General features: G+C 73.0%; 21 protein-coding genes. 8 read left to right on the top strand and 13 right to left on the bottom strand.

From position 1 onward, the window contains the following. On the bottom strand, window positions 1-188 hold a 188-nt coding region (locus ABEB07_RS13225; RefSeq protein WP_345668500.1), incomplete at its 3' end, for a hypothetical protein. Between the two features lie 18 nt (window positions 189-206). After that, window positions 207-746 carry a hypothetical protein gene (locus ABEB07_RS13220; RefSeq protein WP_164586112.1) on the bottom strand — a complete coding sequence of 180 codons (540 nt, stop codon included), beginning with the start codon at window positions 744-746 and terminating at the stop codon, window positions 207-209. A gap of 268 nt (window positions 747-1014) precedes the next feature. On the opposite strand from ABEB07_RS13220, the gene ABEB07_RS13215 reads away from it, so the two are divergent. Further along, entirely contained in the window at window positions 1015-1599 is a 585-nt protein-coding gene (locus ABEB07_RS13215; RefSeq protein WP_164586110.1) for an ECF RNA polymerase sigma factor SigK, read from the top strand. Continuing rightward, the gene (locus tag ABEB07_RS13210; RefSeq protein ID WP_345668499.1) at window positions 1596-2345 is read left to right on the top strand and encodes an anti-sigma factor; all 750 of its coding nucleotides are present in this window, start codon (window positions 1596-1598) and stop codon (window positions 2343-2345) included. Before ABEB07_RS13215 ends, ABEB07_RS13210 begins: the two co-directional genes overlap by 4 nt. Before the next feature lie 98 nt (window positions 2346-2443). Here the strand turns inward: ABEB07_RS13210 and ABEB07_RS13205 are convergent, their stop codons facing one another. The 6 genes from ABEB07_RS13205 to ABEB07_RS13180 form a co-directional block, all read right to left on the bottom strand. Next, window positions 2444-4096 (bottom strand): molybdopterin-dependent oxidoreductase, encoded by a 1653-nt coding sequence (locus ABEB07_RS13205; RefSeq protein ID WP_345668498.1) that lies wholly within the window; start codon window positions 4094-4096, stop codon window positions 2444-2446. 52 nt (window positions 4097-4148) lie between these two features. Further along, complete coding sequence (locus ABEB07_RS13200) at window positions 4149-4295, bottom strand: hypothetical protein (protein ID WP_176151606.1); 147 nt, start codon at window positions 4293-4295, stop codon at window positions 4149-4151. Window positions 4296-4341: 46 nt separating this feature from the next. Further along, window positions 4342-4548: a hypothetical protein gene (locus ABEB07_RS13195; protein ID WP_176151605.1), complete on the bottom strand. Its 207-nt coding sequence runs from the start codon at window positions 4546-4548 to the stop codon at window positions 4342-4344. 99 nt (window positions 4549-4647) lie between these two features. Beyond that, window positions 4648-5757: an NADH-quinone oxidoreductase subunit B family protein gene (locus ABEB07_RS13190; protein ID WP_176151604.1), complete on the bottom strand. Its 1110-nt coding sequence runs from the start codon at window positions 5755-5757 to the stop codon at window positions 4648-4650. Further along, entirely contained in the window at window positions 5754-6299 is a 546-nt protein-coding gene (locus ABEB07_RS13185; protein ID WP_176151603.1) for a hemerythrin domain-containing protein, read from the bottom strand. Before ABEB07_RS13185 ends, ABEB07_RS13190 begins: the two co-directional genes overlap by 4 nt. Window positions 6300-6984: 685 nt before the next feature. Then, window positions 6985-8046, bottom strand: a complete 1062-nt coding sequence (locus tag ABEB07_RS13180; protein WP_345668497.1) for a PucR family transcriptional regulator — start codon at window positions 8044-8046, stop codon at window positions 6985-6987. A 239-nt stretch (window positions 8047-8285) separates the two neighbouring features. On the opposite strand from ABEB07_RS13180, the gene ABEB07_RS13175 reads away from it, so the two are divergent. Further along, a complete protein-coding gene (locus ABEB07_RS13175) occupies window positions 8286-9731 on the top strand; it encodes a glyceraldehyde-3-phosphate dehydrogenase (protein WP_345668496.1) in 1446 nt (481 codons plus the stop codon). Window positions 9732-10638: 907 nt separating this feature from the next. Here ABEB07_RS13175 and ABEB07_RS13170 read toward each other — a convergent pair. Beyond that, window positions 10639-10956, bottom strand: a complete 318-nt coding sequence (locus ABEB07_RS13170) for a DUF6087 family protein (protein ID WP_345668495.1) — start codon at window positions 10954-10956, stop codon at window positions 10639-10641. Between the two features lie 106 nt (window positions 10957-11062). Further along, window positions 11063-12406 carry a hypothetical protein gene (locus ABEB07_RS13165; RefSeq protein ID WP_176151599.1) on the bottom strand — a complete coding sequence of 448 codons (1344 nt, stop codon included), beginning with the start codon at window positions 12404-12406 and terminating at the stop codon, window positions 11063-11065. Window positions 12407-12535: 129 nt separating this feature from the next. Here ABEB07_RS13165 and ABEB07_RS13160 point away from each other — a divergent pair, with 129 nt between their 5' ends. The 3 genes from ABEB07_RS13160 to ABEB07_RS13150 all read left to right on the top strand — a co-directional run bounded on the left by ABEB07_RS13160 (window position 12536) and on the right by ABEB07_RS13150 (window position 15069). Next, window positions 12536-13096, top strand: coding sequence for a hypothetical protein (locus tag ABEB07_RS13160; RefSeq protein ID WP_345668494.1), 561 nt, complete (start codon window positions 12536-12538; stop codon window positions 13094-13096). A gap of 81 nt (window positions 13097-13177) precedes the next feature. Next, window positions 13178-13942, top strand: a complete 765-nt coding sequence (locus ABEB07_RS13155; protein WP_345668493.1) for a RimK domain-containing protein — start codon at window positions 13178-13180, stop codon at window positions 13940-13942. Further along, window positions 13942-15069 (top strand): methyltransferase domain-containing protein, encoded by a 1128-nt coding sequence (locus ABEB07_RS13150; protein WP_345668492.1) that lies wholly within the window; start codon window positions 13942-13944, stop codon window positions 15067-15069. Before ABEB07_RS13155 ends, ABEB07_RS13150 begins: the two co-directional genes overlap by 1 nt. Before the next feature lie 328 nt (window positions 15070-15397). On the opposite strand, the gene ykgO is transcribed toward ABEB07_RS13150, so the two are convergent. Together ykgO and rpmG are read right to left on the bottom strand one after the other, a co-directional pair. Next, window positions 15398-15520, bottom strand: coding sequence for a type B 50S ribosomal protein L36 (gene ykgO / locus ABEB07_RS13145; RefSeq protein ID WP_037617513.1), 123 nt, complete (start codon window positions 15518-15520; stop codon window positions 15398-15400). 2 nt (window positions 15521-15522) lie between these two features. Next, window positions 15523-15687 (bottom strand): 50S ribosomal protein L33, encoded by a 165-nt coding sequence (gene rpmG / locus ABEB07_RS13140; protein ID WP_009193041.1) that lies wholly within the window; start codon window positions 15685-15687, stop codon window positions 15523-15525. Window positions 15688-15854: 167 nt separating this feature from the next. Between rpmG and ABEB07_RS13135 the strand changes: the two genes are divergently transcribed. Beyond that, on the top strand, window positions 15855-18644 hold the full coding sequence (locus ABEB07_RS13135) for a SpoIIE family protein phosphatase (protein ID WP_425588996.1): 2790 nt from the start codon (window positions 15855-15857) through the stop codon (window positions 18642-18644). A gap of 241 nt (window positions 18645-18885) precedes the next feature. After that, window positions 18886-20208 (top strand): alpha/beta fold hydrolase, encoded by a 1323-nt coding sequence (locus ABEB07_RS13130; RefSeq protein ID WP_345668490.1) that lies wholly within the window; start codon window positions 18886-18888, stop codon window positions 20206-20208. Between the two features lie 79 nt (window positions 20209-20287). Here the strand turns inward: ABEB07_RS13130 and ABEB07_RS13125 are convergent, their stop codons facing one another. Continuing rightward, window positions 20288-22117, bottom strand: a complete 1830-nt coding sequence (locus tag ABEB07_RS13125) for a phospholipase C (protein ID WP_345668489.1) — start codon at window positions 22115-22117, stop codon at window positions 20288-20290. Window positions 22118-22213: the final 96 nt, after the last annotated feature.

Below are 22213 nucleotides of genomic sequence, written 5' to 3'. Positions count from 1 at the left end.
GGCGGCGCCGGTGCGGGCTCCGCCGGGACGGCGGTCGTGGCATCGGCGCGGTCCGTCTGCGCGGCGGTCGTGGTGTCGGCGCGGTCCGTCTGCGCGGCGGTCGTGGTGTCGGCGCGGTCCGCCGGCGCGGCGCGCCCGGCGCGCGCCGCCTCGTCCGTGCGGCGCGGTGCTCGTCCGGTCTTGCGCATGGGTGTCTCCGTGAGTGGTCAGGCGGCTTCGTGCAGGCCGCGGGCGGCCGCGGAGGCGACGTGGTCGCGGGTGACGCGGCCCACCTCGTGCCAGAACGGTTTCGCGGTCAGATAGGCGCCCAGCACGGACATCACACCGAGCGAGACGTCGACGCTGAGCCGCCCCTGCTTCGCCCAGTAGACGTCCTGGAGGTCCAGGAGCAGGGCGAACTCGTCGCAGATCAGCGCGGTTCCGCAGCCGTACGCGGCCGCCACGCGGGGGTGTCCGACGGCCTGCTCGTCACCGCGTACGGCGATCAGGCCCACCGCCGCGAGCGTGGCGATGCCGAGGTTGTAGTGGTGCAGGTGCCGCCCGCCCGCGGAGATGTCGCCCCAGGGCAGCCAGCCGCCCCGGATGCCGTGCGTGATGACCCGTACGGTGCCGAAGGTCGTGCCGAAGGAGATCCACGTCACGAGCAGCGAGCGCTGCACCGGGGTGAGGCGCTGAGCCGCCTCGTGCCACCGGTCCACGAGGCGGGGCCGGGCGCGGTCGCGGCGGCGCGGCTTGCTGGGTCTCATCGTCGGCCGGCCTCCTGCGCCGCGGCCGCGGACGCGCGGACGCCGTCCGGGCCGCCTGGCTCGGTCCCCCACTGGTGTGCGGTTTCGACCGTAGGCGCGCCGTCACCGCCCCGCATCCGCGGTTCACCCGAACGGCTGTAGCGCCCCCGCCGGGACCGGCGGCGACGACCCGGATGCGTCAATGGTGCGTGCGACCAATCCGCGCCCGCCGCGGCCTCGGATCACCCGGGGACGTCCCGCCGTATCGCACCTGGGAGAGAGAAGCACCGTGAAAGAAGCCGTGCACATCGGCAGAAAACCAGCCCCGGAGCCCGATCTGCAGCGGCTGCTGCACGAGGTGGCCCTCGGCGACCAGGATGCCTTCACCGTGGTCTACGACGCCGTGGTGCGCTCGGTGCTCGGGGTCGTCCGGGCGGTGCTGCGCGACCAGGCGCAGTCCGAGGAGGTGGCGCAGGACGTCCTGGTGGAGGTGTGGCGCACGGCGCCGCGCTACCGGCCCGAACGCGGCACGGCCATCAACTGGATCCTGACCCTGGCCCACCGGCGGGCGGTGGACCGGGTCCGGTCGGTGGAGGCCGCCGCGGCCCGCGACCACAAGGCCGCGCTGCTGGACCGGACACCCGAGTACGACCAGGTGACCGAGCAGGTCGAGACCCGGCTGGAGCAGGAGCAGGTACGACGCTGTCTGCGCACCCTGACCGAACTCCAGCGCCAGTCGGTCACCCTGGCGTACTACCGCGGCCTGACCTACCGGCAGGTCGCCGAGGCGCTCGCGCTGCCGCTGGGCACCGTCAAGACCCGGCTGCGCGACGGTCTCATCCGGCTCCGTGACTGCCTGGGGGTGACCGCATGACCACCATGGACCTGCACAGCATGACCGGCGCCTACGCGCTGCACGCGCTGCCCGACGACGAACGGGCCGCCTTCGAACGTCATCTGGCGGGCTGCGCCTCGTGCGCGCAGGAGGTCGCGGAGTTCGCGGCCACGGCGGCCCGGCTGGCGCTGGCCTCCTCGGCGCCGGCCCGGCCCGAGATGCGCGAGCGGGTGCTGCACCGCATCGGCACCGTGCGCCAGGTCCCGCCGAGCGCCGCACCGCTTGAGCGGGTACGGCGCGGGGCGGCGCGCGGGCGCGGCGCGGCCCGGTGGGCGCTGGCCGCGTGCGTGGCCGCGGCGACGGCCTTCGGCGGTACGGCGGTGTGGCAGTACGAGCGGGCGCAGGACGCCCGGCACGACGCGGCCCGGGCGGAGCGGCAGGCCGAGCAGGTGGCGGGAGTGCTGGCCGCGCCGGACGCGCGCACCCGCTCGGTGCGGGTGGCCGGTGGCGCGGGCACCCTGGTGGTCTCGGCGGGCCGCGACCGGGCGGTCTTCATGGCCTCCGGGATGCCGGAGCCGCCCAGCGGCAAGGTCTACCAGCTGTGGTTCGACGACGGCGGGACGATGCGCTCGGCGGGTCTGATGGACCCCGGCCGCAGCACGCAGACCGTGCTGATGCGGGGCGCCGTCGACGGCGCTTCCGGGGTCGGGATCACCGTGGAGCCGGCGGGCGGGTCCCGGCGGCCGACGACCGCGCCCATCGCCCTGCTGGGGATGCCCGCCTGACGGCGGGGACGACGAACGAGGGGGCCCGCCGTGACCGGCGGGCCCCCTCCTGCTCCTGGTTCCGTGGGCCGTGCGGCCTTCGGGCGAGGAGCCGTCCGTCATTCGACGGTGACGACGACCGAGTGCCATCCGCTCGCGCCGTCGGGGATGGTGCGGGCGCGCTGCTCGGTCTGGACCCGTCCGGTGCGGTCGGTGGCGCGGACGGTGAGGGTGTGACCGCCCTTGGCGGCCTGCCAGGGGAACGACCACTGGCGCCAGGTGTCGCGGGTGTCCTCGGCGGCCAGGTGCGCCTGCTGCCAGGGGCCGTCGTCGACCCGTACCTCGACCCTGTCGATGCCCCGGTGCTGGGCCCAGGCGACGCCGGCCACCATGACCGTGCCGGTCGCGGGCCGGGCGAACGGCTTGGGGGTGTCGATCCGCGACCCGGTCTTGATGGGCGCCCGCTTCGCCCAGCCGCGCTTGACCCAGTAGGAGTCGTAGGCGGCGAAGGTGGTCAGCTCGATGTCCTCGATCCACTTGCAGGCGGAGACGTAGCCGTACAGGCCGGGGACCACCATCCGGACCGGGAAGCCGTGTGCGAACGGCAGTGGCTCGCCGTTCATGCCGAGCGCGAGCATCGCGTCACGGCCGTCCAGCACCTCTTCCACCGGGGTGCCGAGCGTCATGCCGTCCACCGAGCGGGCCACGAGCTGGTCGGCGGGGCCGCCGGTGGAGGGCGGCCGCACCCCGCACTCGGTGAGCAGATCGGCCAGCCGTACGCCGGTCCAGCGGGCGTTGCCCACGTAGGGGCCGCCGACCTCGTTCGACACGCAGGTCAGGGTGATGTCGCGTTCGATCAGTTCCCGGCGCAGCAGGTCGTCGAAGGAGTAGGTGGCCGGCCGGCGCACTCCCGCGCCGTGGACGCGCAGCCGCCACCGGGTCGCGTCGACCTTGGGCACGACCAGTGCGGTGTCCACGCGGTAGAAGTCGCGGTTCGGGGTGGTGAACGGGCTGACGCCGTCGACGCGCAGCCCGGCCCGCGCGGGCACCGGGCGGGCCGGCGAGCCGGGGCGCGGGAGCGCGATCCGCTCGCGGGAGAGGGCCGCGTCGCGGCCGCGCACGCCGCTCAGCGAGCGACCCGCGAGCCCCACGGCCGCGGACGCCGCCGCGGCGGTGGTGGCCTTGAGGACGAACCCCCTGCGGTCCCATCCCTGAGAGGCCTCGGGGTGGGGATCGGGCTCGGGCTGCGGCCCGGATTCGGTTCCGGGGTCGGGCCGGGTGTCCGGTTCGGGGAGCGCCGGGGCGGGGCGGAGCGAGCCGGTCAGGGTGTACAGGAGCAGCGCGCCGGCCAGGGCGCCGGCCACGGACGGGAGTGCGTCGGTGGGGCCGACCGAGTCGGGCCGGCCGGTGGCGGCCAGTGCTCCGATCAGTCCGAAGCTCAGGACTCCCGCGGCCCCCAGCCGCCGGTGCCGCGTCGCCAGCATACCGAGCGCCACCGCCAGCAGGGCGAGCACGGCGAGGATGCCGAGCCGCAGGACGAGTTTGTCGTCCGTGCCGAAGTGGCGGATCGCCCAGTCCTTCACCGCGGCGGGGGTGCGGTCGATGGCCGCGCCCCCCACCGCGATGACCGGTCCGGCCTGCGGGCGCACTCCCGCGGCCGCCAGTTGGGCCACCGCCAGTGCCGCGCACCCGGCCAGTACCCCGCTCAGCGCACCCAGTGAAAGGCGCGGCGGCGTCCGCGGTGCGCTCCGGTCCTTCTCTTGATCCCTCACACGGGGAATCCGTCTCCGCCGCCCGGGCGGATTGGTGGCACGTGCGTACGGATCAGGCGTGGCCGGGACGCGGGCGGACGCCGACCATCCGCCAGATCCTGATCTCCCGCACGATGCCGGGCAGTTCCTTGACGAGCACGGCCAGCACCAGCCCGCCGATCACGGCGGCCTCCGCCGTCAGCACCTGTTTGGCTCTCATCCCCGTTCCTTCCTCTCCGCTGTCCGGTCCTGTGCCGAGTCCGCTGTCAGGCGGGCGAGATGTTCGGCATGGTCTTGGAGATCGCGTTGTGCTTCTTCCAGTGGATGCCGGTGGAGCGGCGCGCGTCGGACGTGCCGTCCTTGTGGTGGCCCTGCTGCCGGTGGCTGGGGCCCTTGTTGCCCTCGTGCAGTCCCATGACGTGACTGGGTGTGTCGGGCCGCACGTCGGGGCGGCCGACTCTGATCGTGCCCATGATCCGCTCCTCACGCTCCGTAGGTGGGGGTGTGGGTGGTGGTGAGAGTTTCGCCGTTGCCCCGGCGTCGCGGGGGTCGAGGTGGAGCGGTATGCGAGGTCAGCGCGCTCCGCTCTTGCTCCCGGCACGCCAGTGCGGGTCGTAGCCGCTGGTCAGCTCGTCCCGGTTGTGGCGCCACCTGGGTTCCTTGTTGACGGCCATGCTGGTGATGCCGCGCATCCGCCGGATGAAGGCGCCGTAGGGCCGGATGAGGACCGAGGACAGGCTGCCGCCGGTGGGCTCGTCCATGAACGGCATGAAGGCGTCGGGGAAGCCCGGCATGGTGCAGCCGATGCAGATGCCGCCGACGTTGGGACAGCCGCCGATGCCGGCCATCCAGCCGCGTTTGGGCACGTTGCAGTTGACGACCGGCCCCCAGCAGCCGATCTTCACCTGGCACTTGGGCGAGTTGTAGTCCCTGCCGAAGTCGCCCTGCTCGTAGTAGGCGGCCCGGTCGCAGCCCTCGTGCACCGTCCTGCCGAACAGCCACTGCGGGCGCAGCATGTGGTCCAGCGGCGGGGGCGGCGCCGAACCCGCGGCGTGGTAGAGCACCCAGGTCAGGGTCTCCATGAAGTTCTCGGGCTGGATCGGGCAGCCGGGCACGTTCACGATCGGCAGCGCGCCCTGCGACCTGAAGTCCCAGCCGAGGTAGTCCGCGAGGCCCATCGAGCCGGTGGGGTTGCCGGCCATCGCGTGGATGCCGCCGTACGTCGCGCAGGTGCCGACCGCGACGACCGCCCACGCCCTGGGCGCGAGCTGGTCGATCCACCAGTTGAGGGTGAGCGGCTCGCCGGTCTCCAGGTCGTTGCCGAAGGAGGTCCAGTAGCCGTCGCCCTCGATGATGTTCTGGTTGGGCACCGAGCCCTCGATGACCAGGATGAACGGGCCCAGCTCACCGCGGGCCGCGGCACGGAAGGGGACGAGGTAGTCCTCCCCGCCCAGGCTCGGGGAGAGCACCTTGTTGTAGAGGTTGACCTTCGGCAGCCCGGGGATCAGCCCGAGCACGACGTCCTCGATCGACGGCTGGTCCGAGGCCGTCATGGAGACGGTGTCGCCGTCGCAGCTCATGCCCTCGGAGATCCACAGGATCGAGATCTCGTCGAAGCCGCTCTTTTCGCCGGCCCCTTCGGACGGCTGGCTGACGCGGGTGGTACCGCTGTCGGTGGTCATGTGCTCGGCCTTCCCTGGAGACGGTCGCGGAATCGGTCGTAGGCGGCGGCCACCGGGCCGAGCACCGTCAGCGCCGGGGGGTGGTCGGGGGCGTTCGGGTGGGGGCGGGTCGGGGCGGCGTGCCTGCCCTGGTCGAGGAGCCGCCCCAGCTCGGCCAGGTTCTGCGGGGAGACGTGCTCGCGCAGCTCGGGCAGCAGTGCGCCCTCCTCCTCGCGCACGTGCGCGTCGAACTCGCGCCCGAGCTGGATCATCAGGTCGCCCTCGCGGTCGTCTCCGGGCGGCAGCCGGTCGAGGGCGAGGAGCAGCTTCTTGACGGCGAGGTGGTCGCTCAGGCATTCGTCGATCTTGCGCGAGCCGTCCGGGAGGACCTTCCTGGCCAGCGGGTAGACCATCATCTCCTCGAGCGCCGCGTGCTGGGACAGCTCGCGGACGGTCAGCTCGATCACCGCGCGCCGCTGGGTCGCGGAGGCCGCGGCGCGGTGGTCGCGGAACAGTTGCTCCGCCCTGCGGTGGTCGTGTTCCAGCAGCTCGATGGCGTCCATCGCACCTTTCCTCGTCCGGGGCGGCGGCCCGGGCCGCGGCTCGTCGGGCGGACGTGGCGAAAGCCGGTGGACCCGCGGGCCGCGCCGCGGCCGGAGGGGTCGTCGACGGGAACGGCGGCCGTGCGGGTCCGCGACGGGCGCCGCCCGGCGCGGGACGGTCCGTCCGTCCCGCACCAGGCTCGCACCGGTCGGCCCGGGCCGCGCGTCGTACGGGGTCAGCGGAGTGACGGCCCGATGGGTCGGCGGGGGGGCCGGCCGCGCGGGTCCCGCCGGGCGGCCGGGGCCCAGGGAGCGCGCCGTGGGGCGTTCGGTGCGGCGGCGGTGCGTCGTTCGCGCCGCGGCACCCGGGCTGCGGCGGTTCGTGTTCCCGGCCCGCCGGCAGCGAGACATGGCGACCGGGCGGGACGAACGGAGGGCCGGCCGACCGGGTGTGGCAAGCGGACAGGACTGCGGTGCGGGGTGGCGGTGCGAAGCGGGCGGGCGCGGGTGCGGCGTCGCGGGCGGTCCGGTTGAGGGGCGTCGTGGGCGGCCCGGTCGGTTCCCGCGCCGGAGGCGGCGGCGCACCCGGCTGCGGCCGGGCGGTACGTCTCGGCCCGCGTTCGCCCGGACTCCGTTCACGCTCGCGCTCTTCGCCCGCGCTCCCCCGCCACGGCGGCGGCCGGCCCCCAGTCGGGCCGGCGTCACCTCATACCTCGGTGTCCGGCCAGCCCAGCAGGCGGGCGCCGATCACCGCCGTCTGGAGCCGGTAGCGGTGCACGGGGTCGGCCGGATCGGCGCCGGTCAGCTGGTGGATGCGTTCCAGGCGGTAGGTGAAGGCGCGCACGCTGAGGCTGAGGCGGCGCGCGGCCTCAGCGGCCGTGCAGCCGGCGTCGAAGTAGGCGGTGAGCGTGTCCAGCAGCGGCCGGGGTCCGCCGCGGGCGCCCTTGAGCGGGCCGAGGGTGTCCTGGACGAGGTCGGCCATGGCCTGCCGGTCGCGGGTCAGCACCGGATACACCAGGAGGTCCGCCGCGCGCAGCATGGGCTCGCCGAGTTCGAGGCGGTCGGCGAGTTCGAGGGCGTTGAGCGCCTCCTCGTAGGAGTGGACCACTCCCCCGGCGCCCGGGTGGGAGCGTCCGATGGCGACCCGGCCGCCGTCGGTGGCGGCGTAGGCGTGCTTGGCGAAGAACGCGAGGACGTCGTCCTGGTCGCCCGGGGCCACGCAGACGAGCCGGCCGTCCTTGGTGGTGAGCAGGATGCGGCGGTCGCCGAACCGGCCGAGCAGCGACGTCTCGACGTCCCGGGTGGCCGGGTGGGTGTCGTCGACGGGCCGCGCGCCCTGGGCGACCGCGACCGCGTGGGCGCGGGAGAAGAGCAGGCCGTAGCGTTCGGCGCGCTCCGCCAGCCGGCCGAGGTCGCTGCGTCCGTAGAGGAGGTCGTCGATGAACTCCCGGCGGTCGGCCTCCTCCTGGCGCATGGCGAACTTCTGGGCCCGCTCGTGCCCCTCGGCGAACGCGTCGACGGCCTGTTCGACGGCGGCCAGGACCCGGTCGACGCCGGCGGCCGCCAGGTCGGGCGCGAACGCCCGTGTCTCGGCCAGGTGCCGGCGTATGAGCGTGCGCAGCCCGTGTCCGGCCTCCGCCGCGCGCTCCCCCTGGCCGCGCAGGGCCTCCAGCTCGTCCCGGGTGAGCCGGCGGCCGGTGGCGCACACGTCGGCCAGGATGCGGGTGTACCCCGCCAGAAACTCGTCGGACCCCTCCGGCCGTGTCACAGCCCTTCCCCCCAGCCTCGTTCGGTCGCTGGCGTCTTCTTAACCCACGGTGGTCGGCCGTGCCAAACCCTCGGCCCGAGAGGGCGGCCCGGGCCGCGGAAACCCGCGGGAGCGGACCGTTTCCGCCGCGCGCCCGCGACCCGTGCCCCGGGGCACGCGACCCGATCCAGGGGCCGGTGTGATGATCGACTCGACAGGGCGTTAGCATATGAGCGCCACCTAGCTCGAAAGAGAAACCTGTGACTGTCAACGACGACTCGTTCACCAACTGGAAGCACCGCGAGGAGATCGCGGAGTCGATGATCCCGATGATCGGCAAGCTGCACCGCGAGCGGGACGTCACCGTCCTGCTGCACAGCCGCTCGCTGGTGAACAAGTCGGTGGTGAGCATCCTCAAGACCCACCGTTTCGCCCGGCAGATCGCCGGCGCGGAGCTGTCGGTGACCGAGACGCTGCCGTTCCTGGAGACCCTCACCACGCTCGACCTGGGCCCCGCGCAGATCGACATCGGCATGCTGGCGGCCACCTACCGGGCCGACGACCGCGGTCTGTCGGTGGCCGAGTTCACCGCCGAGGCCGTCGCCGGCGCCACCGGCGGCAACAAGATCGACCGGCGCGAGGGCCGCGACGTCGTCCTCTACGGCTTCGGCCGCATCGGCCGTCTCGTCGCCCGGCTGCTGATCGAGAAGTCCGGCTCGGGCAACGGGCTGCGGCTGCGCGCGATCGTCGTCCGCGGCGGCGGCGACCGGGACATCGTCAAGCGGGCCTCGCTGCTGCGCCGCGACTCCATCCACGGCCAGTTCCAGGGCACGATCACCGTCGACGAGGACGCCAGCACGATCGTCGCCAACGGCAACGAGATCCGGGTGATCTACGCCGACGACCCGACGTCGGTGGACTACACGGCGTACGGCATCAAGGACGCCATCCTGATCGACAACACGGGCAAGTGGCGCGACCGCGAGGGCCTGTCCAAGCACCTGCGGCCCGGCATCGACAAGGTCGTCCTGACCGCGCCGGGCAAGGGCGACGTCCCCAACATCGTGCACGGCGTCAACCACGACACGATCAAGCCGGACGAGCGGATCATGTCCTGCGCCTCCTGCACCACCAACGCGATCGTGCCGCCGCTGAAGGCGATGGACGACGAGTTCGGCGTGCGGCGCGGCCACGTGGAGACCGTCCACTCGTTCACCAACGACCAGAACCTGCTGGACAATTACCACAAGTCCGAGCGCCGGGGCCGCTCCGCGCCGCTCAACATGGTGATCACCGAGACCGGTGCCGCCTCCGCCGTCGCCAAGGCGCTGCCCGACCTGAAGGCGCGCATCACGGGCAGCTCCATCCGCGTGCCCGTGCCGGACGTCTCGATCGCGATCCTCAACCTCCAGCTGGCCCGCGAGACCACCCGCGAGGAGGTCCTCGACCACCTGCGCGAGGTGTCGCTGACCTCGCCGCTCAAGCGCCAGATCGACTTCATCAGCGCGCCCGACGCGGTCTCCAGCGACTTCATCGGCTCGCGCCACGCCTCGATCGTGGACGCCGGCGCGACCAAGGTGGAGGGCGACAACGCGATCCTCTACCTCTGGTACGACAACGAGTTCGGCTACTCCTGCCAGGTCATCCGCGTCGTGCAGCACGTCTCCGGCGTCGAGTACCCGACCTTCCCGGCCCCGGCGGTCTGATCCCGCCGCCCTGAGCGCCGACGGCAGGGCTGCCCAGGGTTCCGCTGAGCACCTGTGGACTGAGCCTGACCGGCGCTCGCGTCTACAGCCGAGGCGCACACTGAGGGCCGCCACCCGCAAGCCGGGTGGCGGCCCTCAGTGATCGACTACAGGCCCAGGGGGTTCTCAGGGAGTTTCCGCGGGCGCCGGACGACTCCCCGCCCGAGGCTCCAAGCGAAGCCGCCCGAGAGCCTGGTAGGGCCGGACCGCCACCGGGAACTCACCGTTCAGGTTGAGCGCTTGGAACACCGCGAGCCCGGCCCCTTCACAGTGCGCCTCCACCCACCAGATCCACGACCGCCGGCGCCTTCGGCGTTGTGGCAGGGCGACCTGGTCAAGCATGCCGTCGACCCTCGACACGGCCGGAACGCGTGAAGCAACTCTTGAGGCGTCCCTTGATCAGTTGTGTGACCTTGGTTGCGGTATCTCCGATGAAAATGCCGAATGAGATCTCTCCGCCCACTTCCTGCCGTCCTGCTCGTCCGGTACCCGCGGGTCCGGTGGTTGACCGTCCTGGGGTTCCGGGACGGCTCGCCGACACGGGTAGGACTGAGCCCGCCCGCGCCGGCCGCTCTCGGGCCATGCACGTGCCTGTCTCATTCCTGAGCTGTCGTTCTCCGATGTCGAATCGTCCGACAGGTCCGCCAACAGGTGTGGGTGTCAGCGCAGAAGATCCCGCGGTGCTCGATCGACAGATGTGACCTCAGCAGACCGTGAGCAGTCCACTACATTCCTTCGCATTTCTGGATTTGGTGCATTTCTCCGCGTCGCCGTCGGCGATGGCACTGGACCGGCAACGCCGGCAGTACCCATGACGCGCTCGGCCCCCACTGCCTTCGGGCGGTGGAGGCCGATTCGTCATGTCCGGTCAGGGCCGGTGGAAGACCTCGGTCGGCCGCCATGGCTCGGGCATCGGCGGCAGCTTGCCGAATACGGGAAGCGTGACCCGCTCGGCCCGGGCCGGGGCGTCCTGGCCGGTCTCACCGGCGGCGGCCGCTAGGTCCTCGGCGACCCCGGACGGCGTCCATTCGTGTCCGTCCCATTCCTGGATGGCGCGTGCGGCGTCCGGGTCGACGTGGGCGCCCTGCTCTGGGCGGTCCCCCAGCGGAGTAGCTCGTCGCTCTCCTCGTGCGGGGCGGCGTTCGTCTCGGCGTGCCGCCCACTCCTCGAGGGGTTCGTCGTCCATGAGGTGTCTCGCTTCTTCCGTCTGTTCGCTCGCTTGGGCGTGGGGGTGGTCGTATCGTGGTGGTGCCTCCGGGGTTGCCGACAGCTCCCCCGGAGGCGCTTCCCGTTCAGGCCGCCTTGGCCACCGCAATCTCCTGGATCCGGCTGGCGAGTTCCTGCACTGTCCGGGTCTTGGCGTACGGGGCGAGATCGGTGCGCATCGTGGCGAAGTGATCGTCACCGCGCACGGATGAGACGTGTTCGTACTCGTCCAGGAACCGGCGCCAGGAGTCGCACGAGGCGTCCAGGTGCCCGTACCGCAGTTGGCGTTGGGCGAGAACTGCGTAGGCGTGGGTTCGGCCCTGCCGCTCCTGGGGAAGCTGGGCGCGGATGGACTGCTGCATGGCCTTGATGCTGCCCGCCAGGTCACCCTCCTCCATGAGGACGTGGGAGACGTGGAAGAGGTATGCGGTCTGGTCGTAGCCGCCGATCGCGTCGCGCCGGCTGTCGGCTTTCGACAGGGCGGTCTCGGCTTCGCGGAGCCGGGTGTGGGCGGTGTGCCGGTCGCCGACCATGGACGCGGCGTGAGCCTGCTGGCCGCGTAGGAACGCGACCAGGCGCGGGCCGGCCGAAGGCGCGGCTTCGGCGGCGGAGTCGGCCAGCTCCAGGGCGAGCTGGCCGTGGCCGAGGTTGGATGCCTGCAGCGACATGCCGCGCAGGGTGCGGCAGTAGGTGACGTGGTCGCCTGCCTCGTCGGCGAGCTTGAGTGCCTTGGTGTAGTACGTCTGGCCCAGGCCGTGCGCCTTCTCGTACATGGCCATCCAGCCCGTGAGGTAGGTGAGGTCGGAGGCGGCGGCGAACATGTCCCGCTTGACCGGCTCGGAGGCTTGGGCGCGTAACCAGGGACCGACGGTGTTGACGAGGAACGCGGCCGCCATGGGCCGGGCGTGGCCGGCGCCGAACGCGTCGAGGATGTCCGCGATGCGTTCGGTCATGGACCGGACCGAGGCCACCTGCGAAAATCCGATGCGGGTGGTGGCCTTGCCGGACGTTCCCGCAGTGGGTGCGGCCTGCGCGAATCCCGGCAGGGGCAGGGCTGCCGAGAACAGCGTCGCGGCCAGCACGCCGCGGCGGGATGGGTCCATGTCCGCCCTTCCTAAGTCGATCAGCTCCTCCACAGTGTCGACGCCGGCGGAGCCGTCGGCGCCCGGCGCAGGCTCAAGGCCTGCCTCAGCATGGGTGACGGGCCGGCCGAGACGCGCGGACAGCGCTTCGAGAATCAGCGGCCTGACCTCGGGCTTCGGCGGTGTGCCGGCGATCCAGTGGGCAACTGCTGTGCGGTCGTACGTGAGTTGCAACCCTGCTTGGGGGCCGAGCCGGTTGACGTGCTGCGCCAGTTGCGTACGCGTCCATCGCGCCTGCTCAAGCAGCTTGTCCAGGGCAGGGTTGGGCGTGCGGTTCCTCGTGGCCATGTGATCAACTCCCGACAGCTCCATGGCGTTCACGGTGTTCACGGTCCCACCTGTCACCCACGGTACCCGCACACGGTGATCAGGCGGTTACCTCTTGCACGGGAAAGCGGACGATCTCAGGAGCGAACGGTGGCCAGTGCATCAGGCGTGTTCGAGACGAGCGCCCGTCGTGGGCGCCGGACGGCTGCGGAGGATTGGCTGCTGCAGTCGGCCGAGGACCGGGACACGGCCGTGAGGGAGTGGACGGCCGAGCTGGGAGTCGCGGTGCTGACCGCCGGGATCACGTGGGACGCCGTGCGGTTGCCGTACGCCGTGCTCGACGGCTCCTTCGGCCGGGACGTCGCGCCGGGCGCGCTGCGGCACCGGCTGGAGCAACTGGAACTGGCGGGGGCCGTGTTCTGCGACCCGTTCCGCCCCTGCCTGTACGTGATGGTGCCGGCGGGCACGGACGCCCAGTGGCCGCGGCTCCCGGCGCTGCCGGGCGTGGAGTGCCTGGTCCGGACGGGACCGTGCGTGCAGCACGTGGGAGTGCCGCGCCTGGACCGCACGGATCCGACCGGCCCGTACTGGCTGCGGCCGCCGGACCGTACTTCGGGCCGGTACGCCGACCCGAACCGGCTGCTCGCCTTCTTGCGCGCCCGGGCGACCGAGCCCGGCCCGGAACCGCCCGCGCCGCCGAGCGCCGCGTAGACCGCGTCGGCCGGGCGTGCCTACCCCGTCGCGCCCGGCCGGCGCCCCCAACCCCTCTGCCTCGCCACCGTGAAGAGAGCCATGCCGCCGACACTCCTCAAGCACAAGGGGCGTCCCGTCCCCTACATCGCCCCCTGGTCCAACGGCCCGGAGGAAAAGTTCGCCGCCGCCCAGGCCCGCGCCGGTCTCGGCGGTGTCCTGTCCGCGCTGGACTGCCGGTGGGTGAACCACCCCACCGCCATGGCCCGCGCCGAGTACAAGCCCGTGCAGCTCGCCGCCGCGCGGGCATGCGGCCTGCCCATCCCGGCCACCCTCGTCACCAACCAGCCCAACGACGTGCGGACGTTCGCCCTGCGGATGGGCCGGCCGATCGTGTGCAAGCCGGTGGCCTCACCGGTCCTGATCGAGGACGGGCGGCTCAAGTCCGTCTACACCCGCAAGCTCAGGTCCACCGACCTCACCGACCTGCGCGGCATCGACACCACCGCCCATCTCTTCCAGGCCTGGGTGGACAAGGTGTTCGAGGTGCGGCTGACGGTGGTCGGCGAGCGGATGTTCGCCATCGCGATCCACGCCGGCAGCAACGCCGCGCACGAGGACTGGCGCAGCGACTACGGGTCACTCAGCTACGAGGTGATCACCGTGCCCGACGGTGTCGCCACCGCGATGCGGCAGCTGATGCTGCGGCTTCGGCTGCGCTACGGCGCGGCGGACTTCATCGTCGGCCCCCATGGAAACTGGACGTTCCTTGAGGTCAACCCGTGCGGCCAGTGGGACTGGATCCAGGGTGCGACCGGCCTGCCGATCGCCGCGGCGATCGCCGACGAACTGCAGGGAGTCAGCTGATGGACTGGAAACCGCGCGCGGCCGCCCTCGCGGCCCAGGCCACCCACCCGGTGTCGCCCTGGTGGACACCGGTCGCGGAGACACCGCGGCACCTGCTCGTCCCGCGCTGGTTCACGCCCGGCCCGGACGGGTGGACGGTGCGGGACGGGGCCGCCGACGAGGAGGCGTGGGCGGCGGCCGCCTACGCGGACACCACGCTCGTCACCCGTGTCGGGTCCGTGCACGCCGACCAGGCGGAGCCCGGCCGGGTGACGGTCGGCCGGCCGACCTCGTCATCCACGCTGCCGAGCCTGGTCGTGTCGATGCTGGAACACGGTCGCCTCGCGCCGGGCATGCGGCTGCTGGACGTGGCCACCGGCTCCGGGTACAGCGCTGCTCTGGCCTGCCACCTGCTCGGCGACGAGATGGTCACGACGCTGGACGTGGACGCGTACCTGACGCGGGCGGCGGCCGGCCGACTGGAGCGCGTCGGCTGCAGCCCCTACGTCGTCACCGCGGACGCCAGCGAGCTGCCTGGCGTGTTCGACCGGATCGTGTCCATGGTGTCCATGCCGCGGATCCCGGCCTCGTGGCTGCGTGGCCTGGCCCCGAAGGGCCGCCTCGTGACGACGATCGCCGGTACCGGTTTGATCATCACCGCCGACAAGACCCCCGACGGCGGCGCCGTCGGGCGCGTCGAGTGGGACCGGGCATCGTTCATGGCCACCCGGGCCGGCGGCGACTATCCACCCCTGCTCGATGAGCTGTTCACCGTCGCCTCTCAGGAGGACGGCGAGGTACACCAGTCGCCGTTTCCCGTCCTCGACGTCATGCAGGCGTGGGAGGTGTGGTCGATGCTGTCCCTGACGGCACCGGGGATCGAGCACCGCACCGGCACCGGCGACGACGGCGCGCGCCTGACATGGATGCTGCACCCTGACGGATCGTGGGCCCGGGCCCGCACCGCGCCGGGCGAGCACACAACGACCGTCCACCAGGGCGGTCCGCGCCGCCTGTACGACATCCTCGACGCCATCCGCCGGCACTGGCTGAAGCACGGCGAACTGCCGGTGTACGGCGCCCGGGTCGCCATCACGCCGGACGGTGAAACGACGCTGTCGCGCAGTGGCTGGACGGCAAGGCTATGAGATGACCATGTCACCGAGTGGGATCTCGAACGCGTTGTGCACTGAGGCACTGATCGGGACTCCCCGTCCGGGGTCAGCCAGTCCCGGACGGGGTCGGCGAGCGGGACGTCGAGGACGAAGGCGATGCACAGGAGCGTGCCGACCTTGGACTCCTCGCCGACTTGGACACGGTGGAGTGTGTATCGGCTCGGAATCGAACTCATGTTCGCTCGAACGAGCGACTGATCTTGAGTCGGTGCGTCCGCAGGTCAGCAACCGTCCAGAGGGCTCCACGCGGGCGGCCGGCGCCCCGGTGCGGGGGGCCGGGCCGCCCGGCGGTCTGCTTCCGTCAGCCCTGGCGGGCCTTGAGGCGGGGGTTCTTCTTGTTGACGACGAAGACCACGCCGCGGCGGCGCACCACCTGTGCGCCCGGCTTGGACTTCAGCGAGCGCAGGGACTTGCGTACCTTCATGGTCAGCGCTCCTCACGGAACAGGACGTGCCGGCCGGCCGCCGGGTCGTACTTGCGCAGGACCAGCCGGTCGGGGTCGTTGAGACGGTTCTTGCGGGTCACGTAGGTGACGCCGGTGCCGGCGGTGGACTTCAGCCGGACTACGGGACGCACGGTGCTGCGTGCCATGGGGGGTCCTCCTTTCGGCCGGTCCCGGGATTGACCCAGGCATGCCAGCCATGGTCGTCAACAGCGGGACGGGCCGGTGCATTCCCGCAGGAAACGGCGGCCCGGAAAGCGGATCTTCCGGGCACAGCGGTCGCCCGCCGGACTGGCGCGGTGTTAGAACTGGGAGCATGGTCGGACGTTCCCGCCGGTCCGCTCCCGCAGCGGCGCCGCCGTCCAGCGACCGGCGGGCAGGTGACGCGTCCCGCCGTCCGAAGTCCCGGCGTTCCCCGGGACGCCGCTTCTCGCCGTCCTCCTGGAACCTGGGCACGGTGGCCGCGCAGGTGTTCCTGCTCCAGGTGATCGTCGTCCTGGTGCTCGTCGCCGCGGCGGCCGGCGCCCTGGTGCTCCAGGGCCGCTACGACGGCGAGAACAGCGCCCGGGTGCGCTCGCTGGCCACGGCGGAGGCGTTCGCGCACGCGCCCGGCACGCTGCGCGCGCTCCAGTCGCCGAACCCGACGGCGATGCTCCAGCCGGCCACCGTGCAGGCGCAGGCGGGCTCGGGCGTCGACTTCATCTCGGTGCTGAACAAGGCGGGCGTACGGATCAGCGACACCGACCCGAGACTGATCGGCGCCCACGCGCAGGGCGTGGAGCGGGCGGCGGCGGGCGAGACGTTCACCGAGCGGTTCCACGGCGAGCCGTCGGACGCCGTGCGCGCGGTGGTGCCGGTGCTGGACGGCAGCCGGCGCGTGGTCGGCATGGTCGCCGCCGGGATCCAGGTGGAGAACCTGGGGCATCTGCTCGATCAGCAGGTGCCCATGGTGCTCGGCTCGGCCGCGCTGGCCCTGGCGCTGGCGACGGCGGGCACCGCCCTGGTCACCCGGCGGCTGCGCCGCCAGACCCACGGCCTCGGCCCGGCCGAGATGACCCGGATGTACGAACACCACGACGCGGTGCTGCACGCGGTGCGCGAGGGTGTGCTGATCCTCGACGGCGAGGGCCGGCTGCTGCTCGCCAACGACGAGGCGCGCCGGCTGCTGAACCTTCCGGCCGACGCCGACCAGCGGCACGTCACGGAGCTGGGGGTGGGCCCCGAGCTGACCGGGCTGCTGGCGTCGGGCGAGGCCGTCTCGGACGCGGTGTGCCCGGTCGGGGAACGGCTGCTGGCGGTCAACGCCCGGCGCACCGCGCCCTACGGCGGCGCGCCGGGCCTGGTGGCCAGCTTCCGGGACACCACCGAGCTGCGGGCGCTGACCGGCCGGGCCGAGATGGCGCGGGGCCGGCTGACGCTGCTGTACGAGGCGGGCGTGCGGATCGGTACCACGCTGGACGTACGGCGCACCGCGCAGGAGCTGGCCGAGGTGGCGGTGCCCGGTCTGGCGGACGTGGTGACGGTGGAGCTGCTGGAGGCGGTGCTGCACGGGGAGGAGCCGACGGGCGCCCTGAACCGGATGCGGCGCACCGCGCTGCGCGGCACGGGGGCCGGGCAGCCGCTCCAGCCGGTGGGCGATCTGATCCAGTTCGTGGTGGCCGACACTCCCATGGTGGCGGCGCTCAGCCAGGGCAAGGCGGTGCTGGTGCCGGATCTGGAGCGGGCCCAGGACTGGCGGGCGCAGGACCCCGAGGGCGCCCAGCGGGTGCTGGACTCGGGGGTCCACTCGCTGATCACCGTGCCGCTGCGGGCGCGCGGCGTGGTCCTCGGGATGGTCAACTTCTGGCGGGCCGACGGCTCGCCGCGCTTCGAGGACGAGGACGTGTCGGTCGCCGAGGAGCTGGGGGCGCGGGCGGCCGTGGCGATCGACAACGCGCGCCGGTACACCCGCGAGCACGCGATGGCCGTGACGTTGCAGCGCAGCCTGCTGCCCCGGGACCTGCCGGAGCAGGACGCGCTGGAGGTGGCCTGGCGCTATCTGCCGGCGCAGTCGGGGGTGGGCGGCGACTGGTTCGACGTGATCCCGCTGCCGGGGTTCCGGGTGGCGCTCGTGGTCGGGGACGTGGTGGGCCACGGGCTGCACGCGGCGGTGACGATGGGCCGGCTGCGCACGGCGGTGCTGAACTTCTCGTCGCTGGATCTGCCGCCGGACGAATTGCTGGGCCATCTCGACGAGATGGTGATGCGGCTGGACACCCAGGCCGAGGACGCGGACGGCGAGGGCTCCCTGGTCACCGGGGCCACCTGCCTGTACGCCATCTACGACCCGGTCGGCGGGCGCTGCACCCTCTCGCGGGCCGGGCACGGCGTGCCGGCGGTGGTGGACCCGGGGGGCCGGGTGTCCTTCCCGGAGCTGCCGCTGTCGCCGCCGCTGGGCGTGGGCGGGCATCCGTTCGAGTCGGGGGAGCTGGATCTGCCGGAGGGCAGCCGGCTGGTGCTGTTCACGGACGGTCTGGTCGAGGACCGCAGACGGGACATCGACGAGGGGCTGCGGCTGCTGGCGTCGGCCGTCGCGCACCCCGGCCAGAGTCCGGAGGACACCTGCCGGGCCCTGATGCGGACGATGCTGCCGGAGCACCCGAGCGACGACGTCGCCCTGCTGGTCGCCCGCACCCGGCTGCTGGACCCGTCGCGGGTGGCGGTGTGGGAGGTGCCGTTCGACGCGATGGCGGTCTCCCGGGTGCGCACGGAGGTGAGCGAGCGGCTGACGCAGTGGGGCCTTGAGGAGTCGTCGTTCGCCATGGAGCTGATCCTCAGCGAGCTGCTGACCAACGCCATCCGGTACGGGGCGCCGCCGGTGCGGGTCCGGCTGCTGCTGGGCCGCACCCTGGTCTGCGAGGTCTCCGACGGCAGCAACACCTCGCCCCGGCTGCGCCGCGCCACCAGCACCGACGAGGGCGGGCGCGGGCTGTTCCTGGTCTCGCAGTTCGCCGAGCGCTGGGGCACGCGCTACGAGAACCGGGGCAAGGTGATCTGGGCGGAGCAGTCCTTGGGCCGCGCCCCGGAGCCGGACCCGATGCTGCTGCTGGACGAGATGGCGTGGTAACGACGCCTTATTAGACGTCGAGTCAAATTACTGAACCGTAACCCACCAGGCGCTACCGCCGGTAACCGACTGCTGGGTAACTTCTGGTCAGCCCACTCCCCGGCGATGCGAGGGGCCGGAGGGACGACCGCGCCGCCTCGCATCGACGACATTGACATGTCCTTGTCCAGTGCGTCCGGTCCGTCGGCCACGCCCCGGGCGAGGGCGCCTCTCCTGCTCGCCGCATCCCAGGAGGTCCCCCATGCCCGCACGCAGACACCTGATCGCCGCGGCGGTCGCCGCCGCCACGTGCCTCGGCGTCCAGGCGCTGCCGGCCGCCGCCACAGACTCCGCCCCGGTGGTCTCCCGGGGCGTCACGATCCCCGCCTTCTACACCCCGCCCGCCGAGCTGCCGGCCGCCGACGGCGCCCTGATCCGCAGCGAGCCGCTCCCGCTCGCCCTCAGCGTCTCCGGCCTCGACGGCCCGCTGCCCGGCCGCGCCACCCGGCTGATGTACAAGTCGACCGACGCGAACGGCGGGCCCGTGGCGGTCACCGGCGCCTACATCGAGCCGACCGCGCGCTGGCAGGGCGGCGGGGCCCGTCCGCTGGTCGTCGTCGCGCCGGGCACCATGGGCCAGGGCGACCAGTGCGCGGCCTCGCTGGGCCTGGAACACCCGATCACCCTCAACGGGCAGACGATGTCGGTCGGCTACGAGGACCTGTCGATCTACCGGCTGCTGGCCGCGGGCGCCGCGGTCGTGGTCACCGACTACGCGGGCCTGGGCGCCACGGACCGGCTGCACACCTACGTCAACCGGATCGACGAGGCGCACGCCGTCCTCGACGCGGCCCGCGCCGCCCGCTCCGTGCAGGGCGCCTCCGTCACCGCCGCCTCCCGCGTCGGCCTGTACGGCTACAGCCAGGGCGGCGGCGCCACCGCGGCCGCCGCCGAACTCCAGCCGTCGTACGCCCCCGACGTCACCCTCTCCGGCACCTACGCCGGCGCGCCGCCCGCGAACCTGACCGAGGTCACCAAGGGCATCGACGGCACCGAGCTGGCCGGCGCGCTGGGCTGGTCGCTCAACGGGTTCCTCCAGACCGACCCGGAGCTCAAGCCCATCGCCGAGGCCCACCTCAACGCCGCCGGAAAGGCGGCGCTGGCCGACCTGTCCACCATGTGCGTGGGCGACGCGCTGCTGACCTACGGCTACGCGCGCAGCACCAAGTGGACGACCGACGGCAGGTCGCTGAGCGACATCATCGCCGCCACGCCCGCCCTCCAGGACTTCCTGGACACCCAGCGCATCGGCACGCTCAAGCCGTCCGGCCCGGTGCGGGTGGCCACCGGCACCAGCGACAACCTCGTCCCGCACGGCCAGGCCAGGCAGCTCGCCGTCGACTGGTGCCGCAAGGGCGCCGACGTCACCTACCAGCCGATCATCCTGCCGAACGTCATCAGCCCGCTGCTCAACCACTTCGGGCCGCTCCTCACCGACCAGGGCTCGGCCGTCTCCTGGCTGACCGACCGGCTGGCCGGCAAGTCCGCCTCGTCCAACTGCTGGACGCTGCCCTTGCAGCCCTGACCCGCTCCCCCGCCGCGACCGCCCGCGGCGCGGCCGCCCCGTCCGGTGACGGGGCGGCCGTCGCGCGCGCGGCCTTCGCTCAGGGGGCGGCCCGGCCGCGGCGGCGCAGGGCCAGGAAGGCGCCGGCGCCGCCTGCGGCCACTAGAGCCACGGCCACGACCGCCCCCAGCGGGAAGCGGGCGGCGTCGGCGGCCGCCGCGGTGTTCCGCACGGCGGGACCCGGCACGATCGCGGCGGCGACCGGCGTCACGCGCCGGATCGGGCCCACGGATCTGACCGAGCCGTCGCCGTTCAGCAGCACCTGCCGGTTGTGGGGGTGCCGGAAGTCGAACAGGCCGACGAGCGAGCCCGCGCGGGCGTCGAAGGAGTGGCCGCCGATGCGGCCGAGACGCCAGTTGTCCTCGATGAACCGGATGATCGAGGTCTGCTCGGTCGGCGTGTGGTCGACCGCGTTGACCTTGCTGTAGGGGGAGACGACCAGCAGCGGCTGGCGGGGGCCCGGCCCGCAGCGGTCTTCCTGGCCGCCGGCCGCCCGGGGGCCGGCCTGGCAGGCAGGGCTGTCGGTGGGCTTGCCGTTGGACCCCGGCGCGGTGTCGGTGGAGCCGTTGCGCAGCGGGGCGTAGACGTGGTCGTACCAGCCGTCGGAGTCGTCGTAGGCGATGACGATCGCGGTCGAGGACCACTGCGGCGCACTCTGGATCGCGTTGACCTGCTCGATCAGGAAGCGCTGCTCGTCCAGCGGGTCGGAGTAGCCGGCGTGGCCGTCCTGGTGGGCGGCGGCCTTGACGAAGCTGACGGACGGGAGGCGGCCCGCCTTCAGCGCGGCGGAGAAGTCGCTCAGGTCGTAGTTGTGGTTGGCCGGGCCGGCGTGGCCGATCTCGGCGACGCTCGCGGGCGCCAGGTGGTGCGGGTTGGCCGTGGAGCGGTAGTAGGCGAACGGGTTGTGGTGCGGGCTGTAGTCGACCACCTCGGCGCCGCCGACGTTGGGGTGCGTCGCGTCGCACCGGGCGTACGCGCCGCGCTCGCCGCTCCACGCGGTGGTCGGCCGGAAGCCGCCCTGGAACCAGCCCCAGCTGACGTCCCGGGCGTTCAGCAGGTCGCCGATGGTGCGGCCGCGCAGCACGGCGAGGGCGTCGGAGCCGGTGTGGTTCCGGTTCGAGCAGTCGTCGAAGGCCGGGTCCGGGTCGGTGACCAGCGTGCCGACGCCGTGCGCGTCGGGCGACTTGACGGTGGCGGGATCGGGCGTCGCGGTCTGCTTCGGGTGCTCGGTGCCGGAGGCCGGGTCCACGGAGACGACGCCGTGCGTCTGACCGGAGACCAGATTGACGGCGCCGGGTGTGGAGGGGCCGTAGGTCGAGCTGAAGGAGCGGTCGTTCAGGGCGTAGTGCTGCGCGTAGTTCCACAGCGCGGTGACGGTGTTGCCGTCGTAGTAGTCCATGACCAGGCCCGGCCGGCCGAACAGGCCGCCGCTGCACGTGCCGACCTCGGTGTTCTCGACGTACTTGTCGGCCCGGCCGCCGTCGGCCGCGTACTGCTCGGGTCCGTAGGAGTGGTTCTGGTCGCAGGTCAGGGCCTGGGCCGGGGTCAGCCGCCGGGGCGTGTACAGGTTGGGGTTGTGCGTCAGCAGCCCGGCGCGGGCGAGGGTGTCGATGTCCTTCGGCGTGCCCTCGGCCGCGGTGAACCGCGTGCCGTCGGTGTTGGCGGCGTGCGGGTAGGTGGCGAAGTAGTGGTCGAAGGAGACGTTCTCGTCGAAGAGGACGACCACGTGTTCGATGGGCGTGGCCGGGGACGGGTGTCCGGGCCGGTCCGCCGCCCGGGCGGGGGCGATCCCGCCCAGGACGGTGAGCGCGACGGCGCCGGCCAGCGCGCCGAGCCGCCGCGGGGTCGCGCGTCCTGCGCTGTCGGCCATGCTGCTGCCTCGCTCTCCGGGCGGGCCGCGCGCGGGATCGTTTCCGCGGCGCACGGCGCGGGACGCGCCGCCCGGGTGGGCGGCGCGGTGGCGCAG

This window comes from Streptomyces similanensis, assembly GCF_039543625.1.
In the GTDB taxonomy this organism is placed as follows: domain Bacteria; phylum Actinomycetota; class Actinomycetes; order Streptomycetales; family Streptomycetaceae; genus Streptomyces; species Streptomyces similanensis.
The sequence above is the reverse complement of the archived record's forward strand: the minus strand, read 5'-3'. Positions and strand labels throughout refer to the sequence as shown.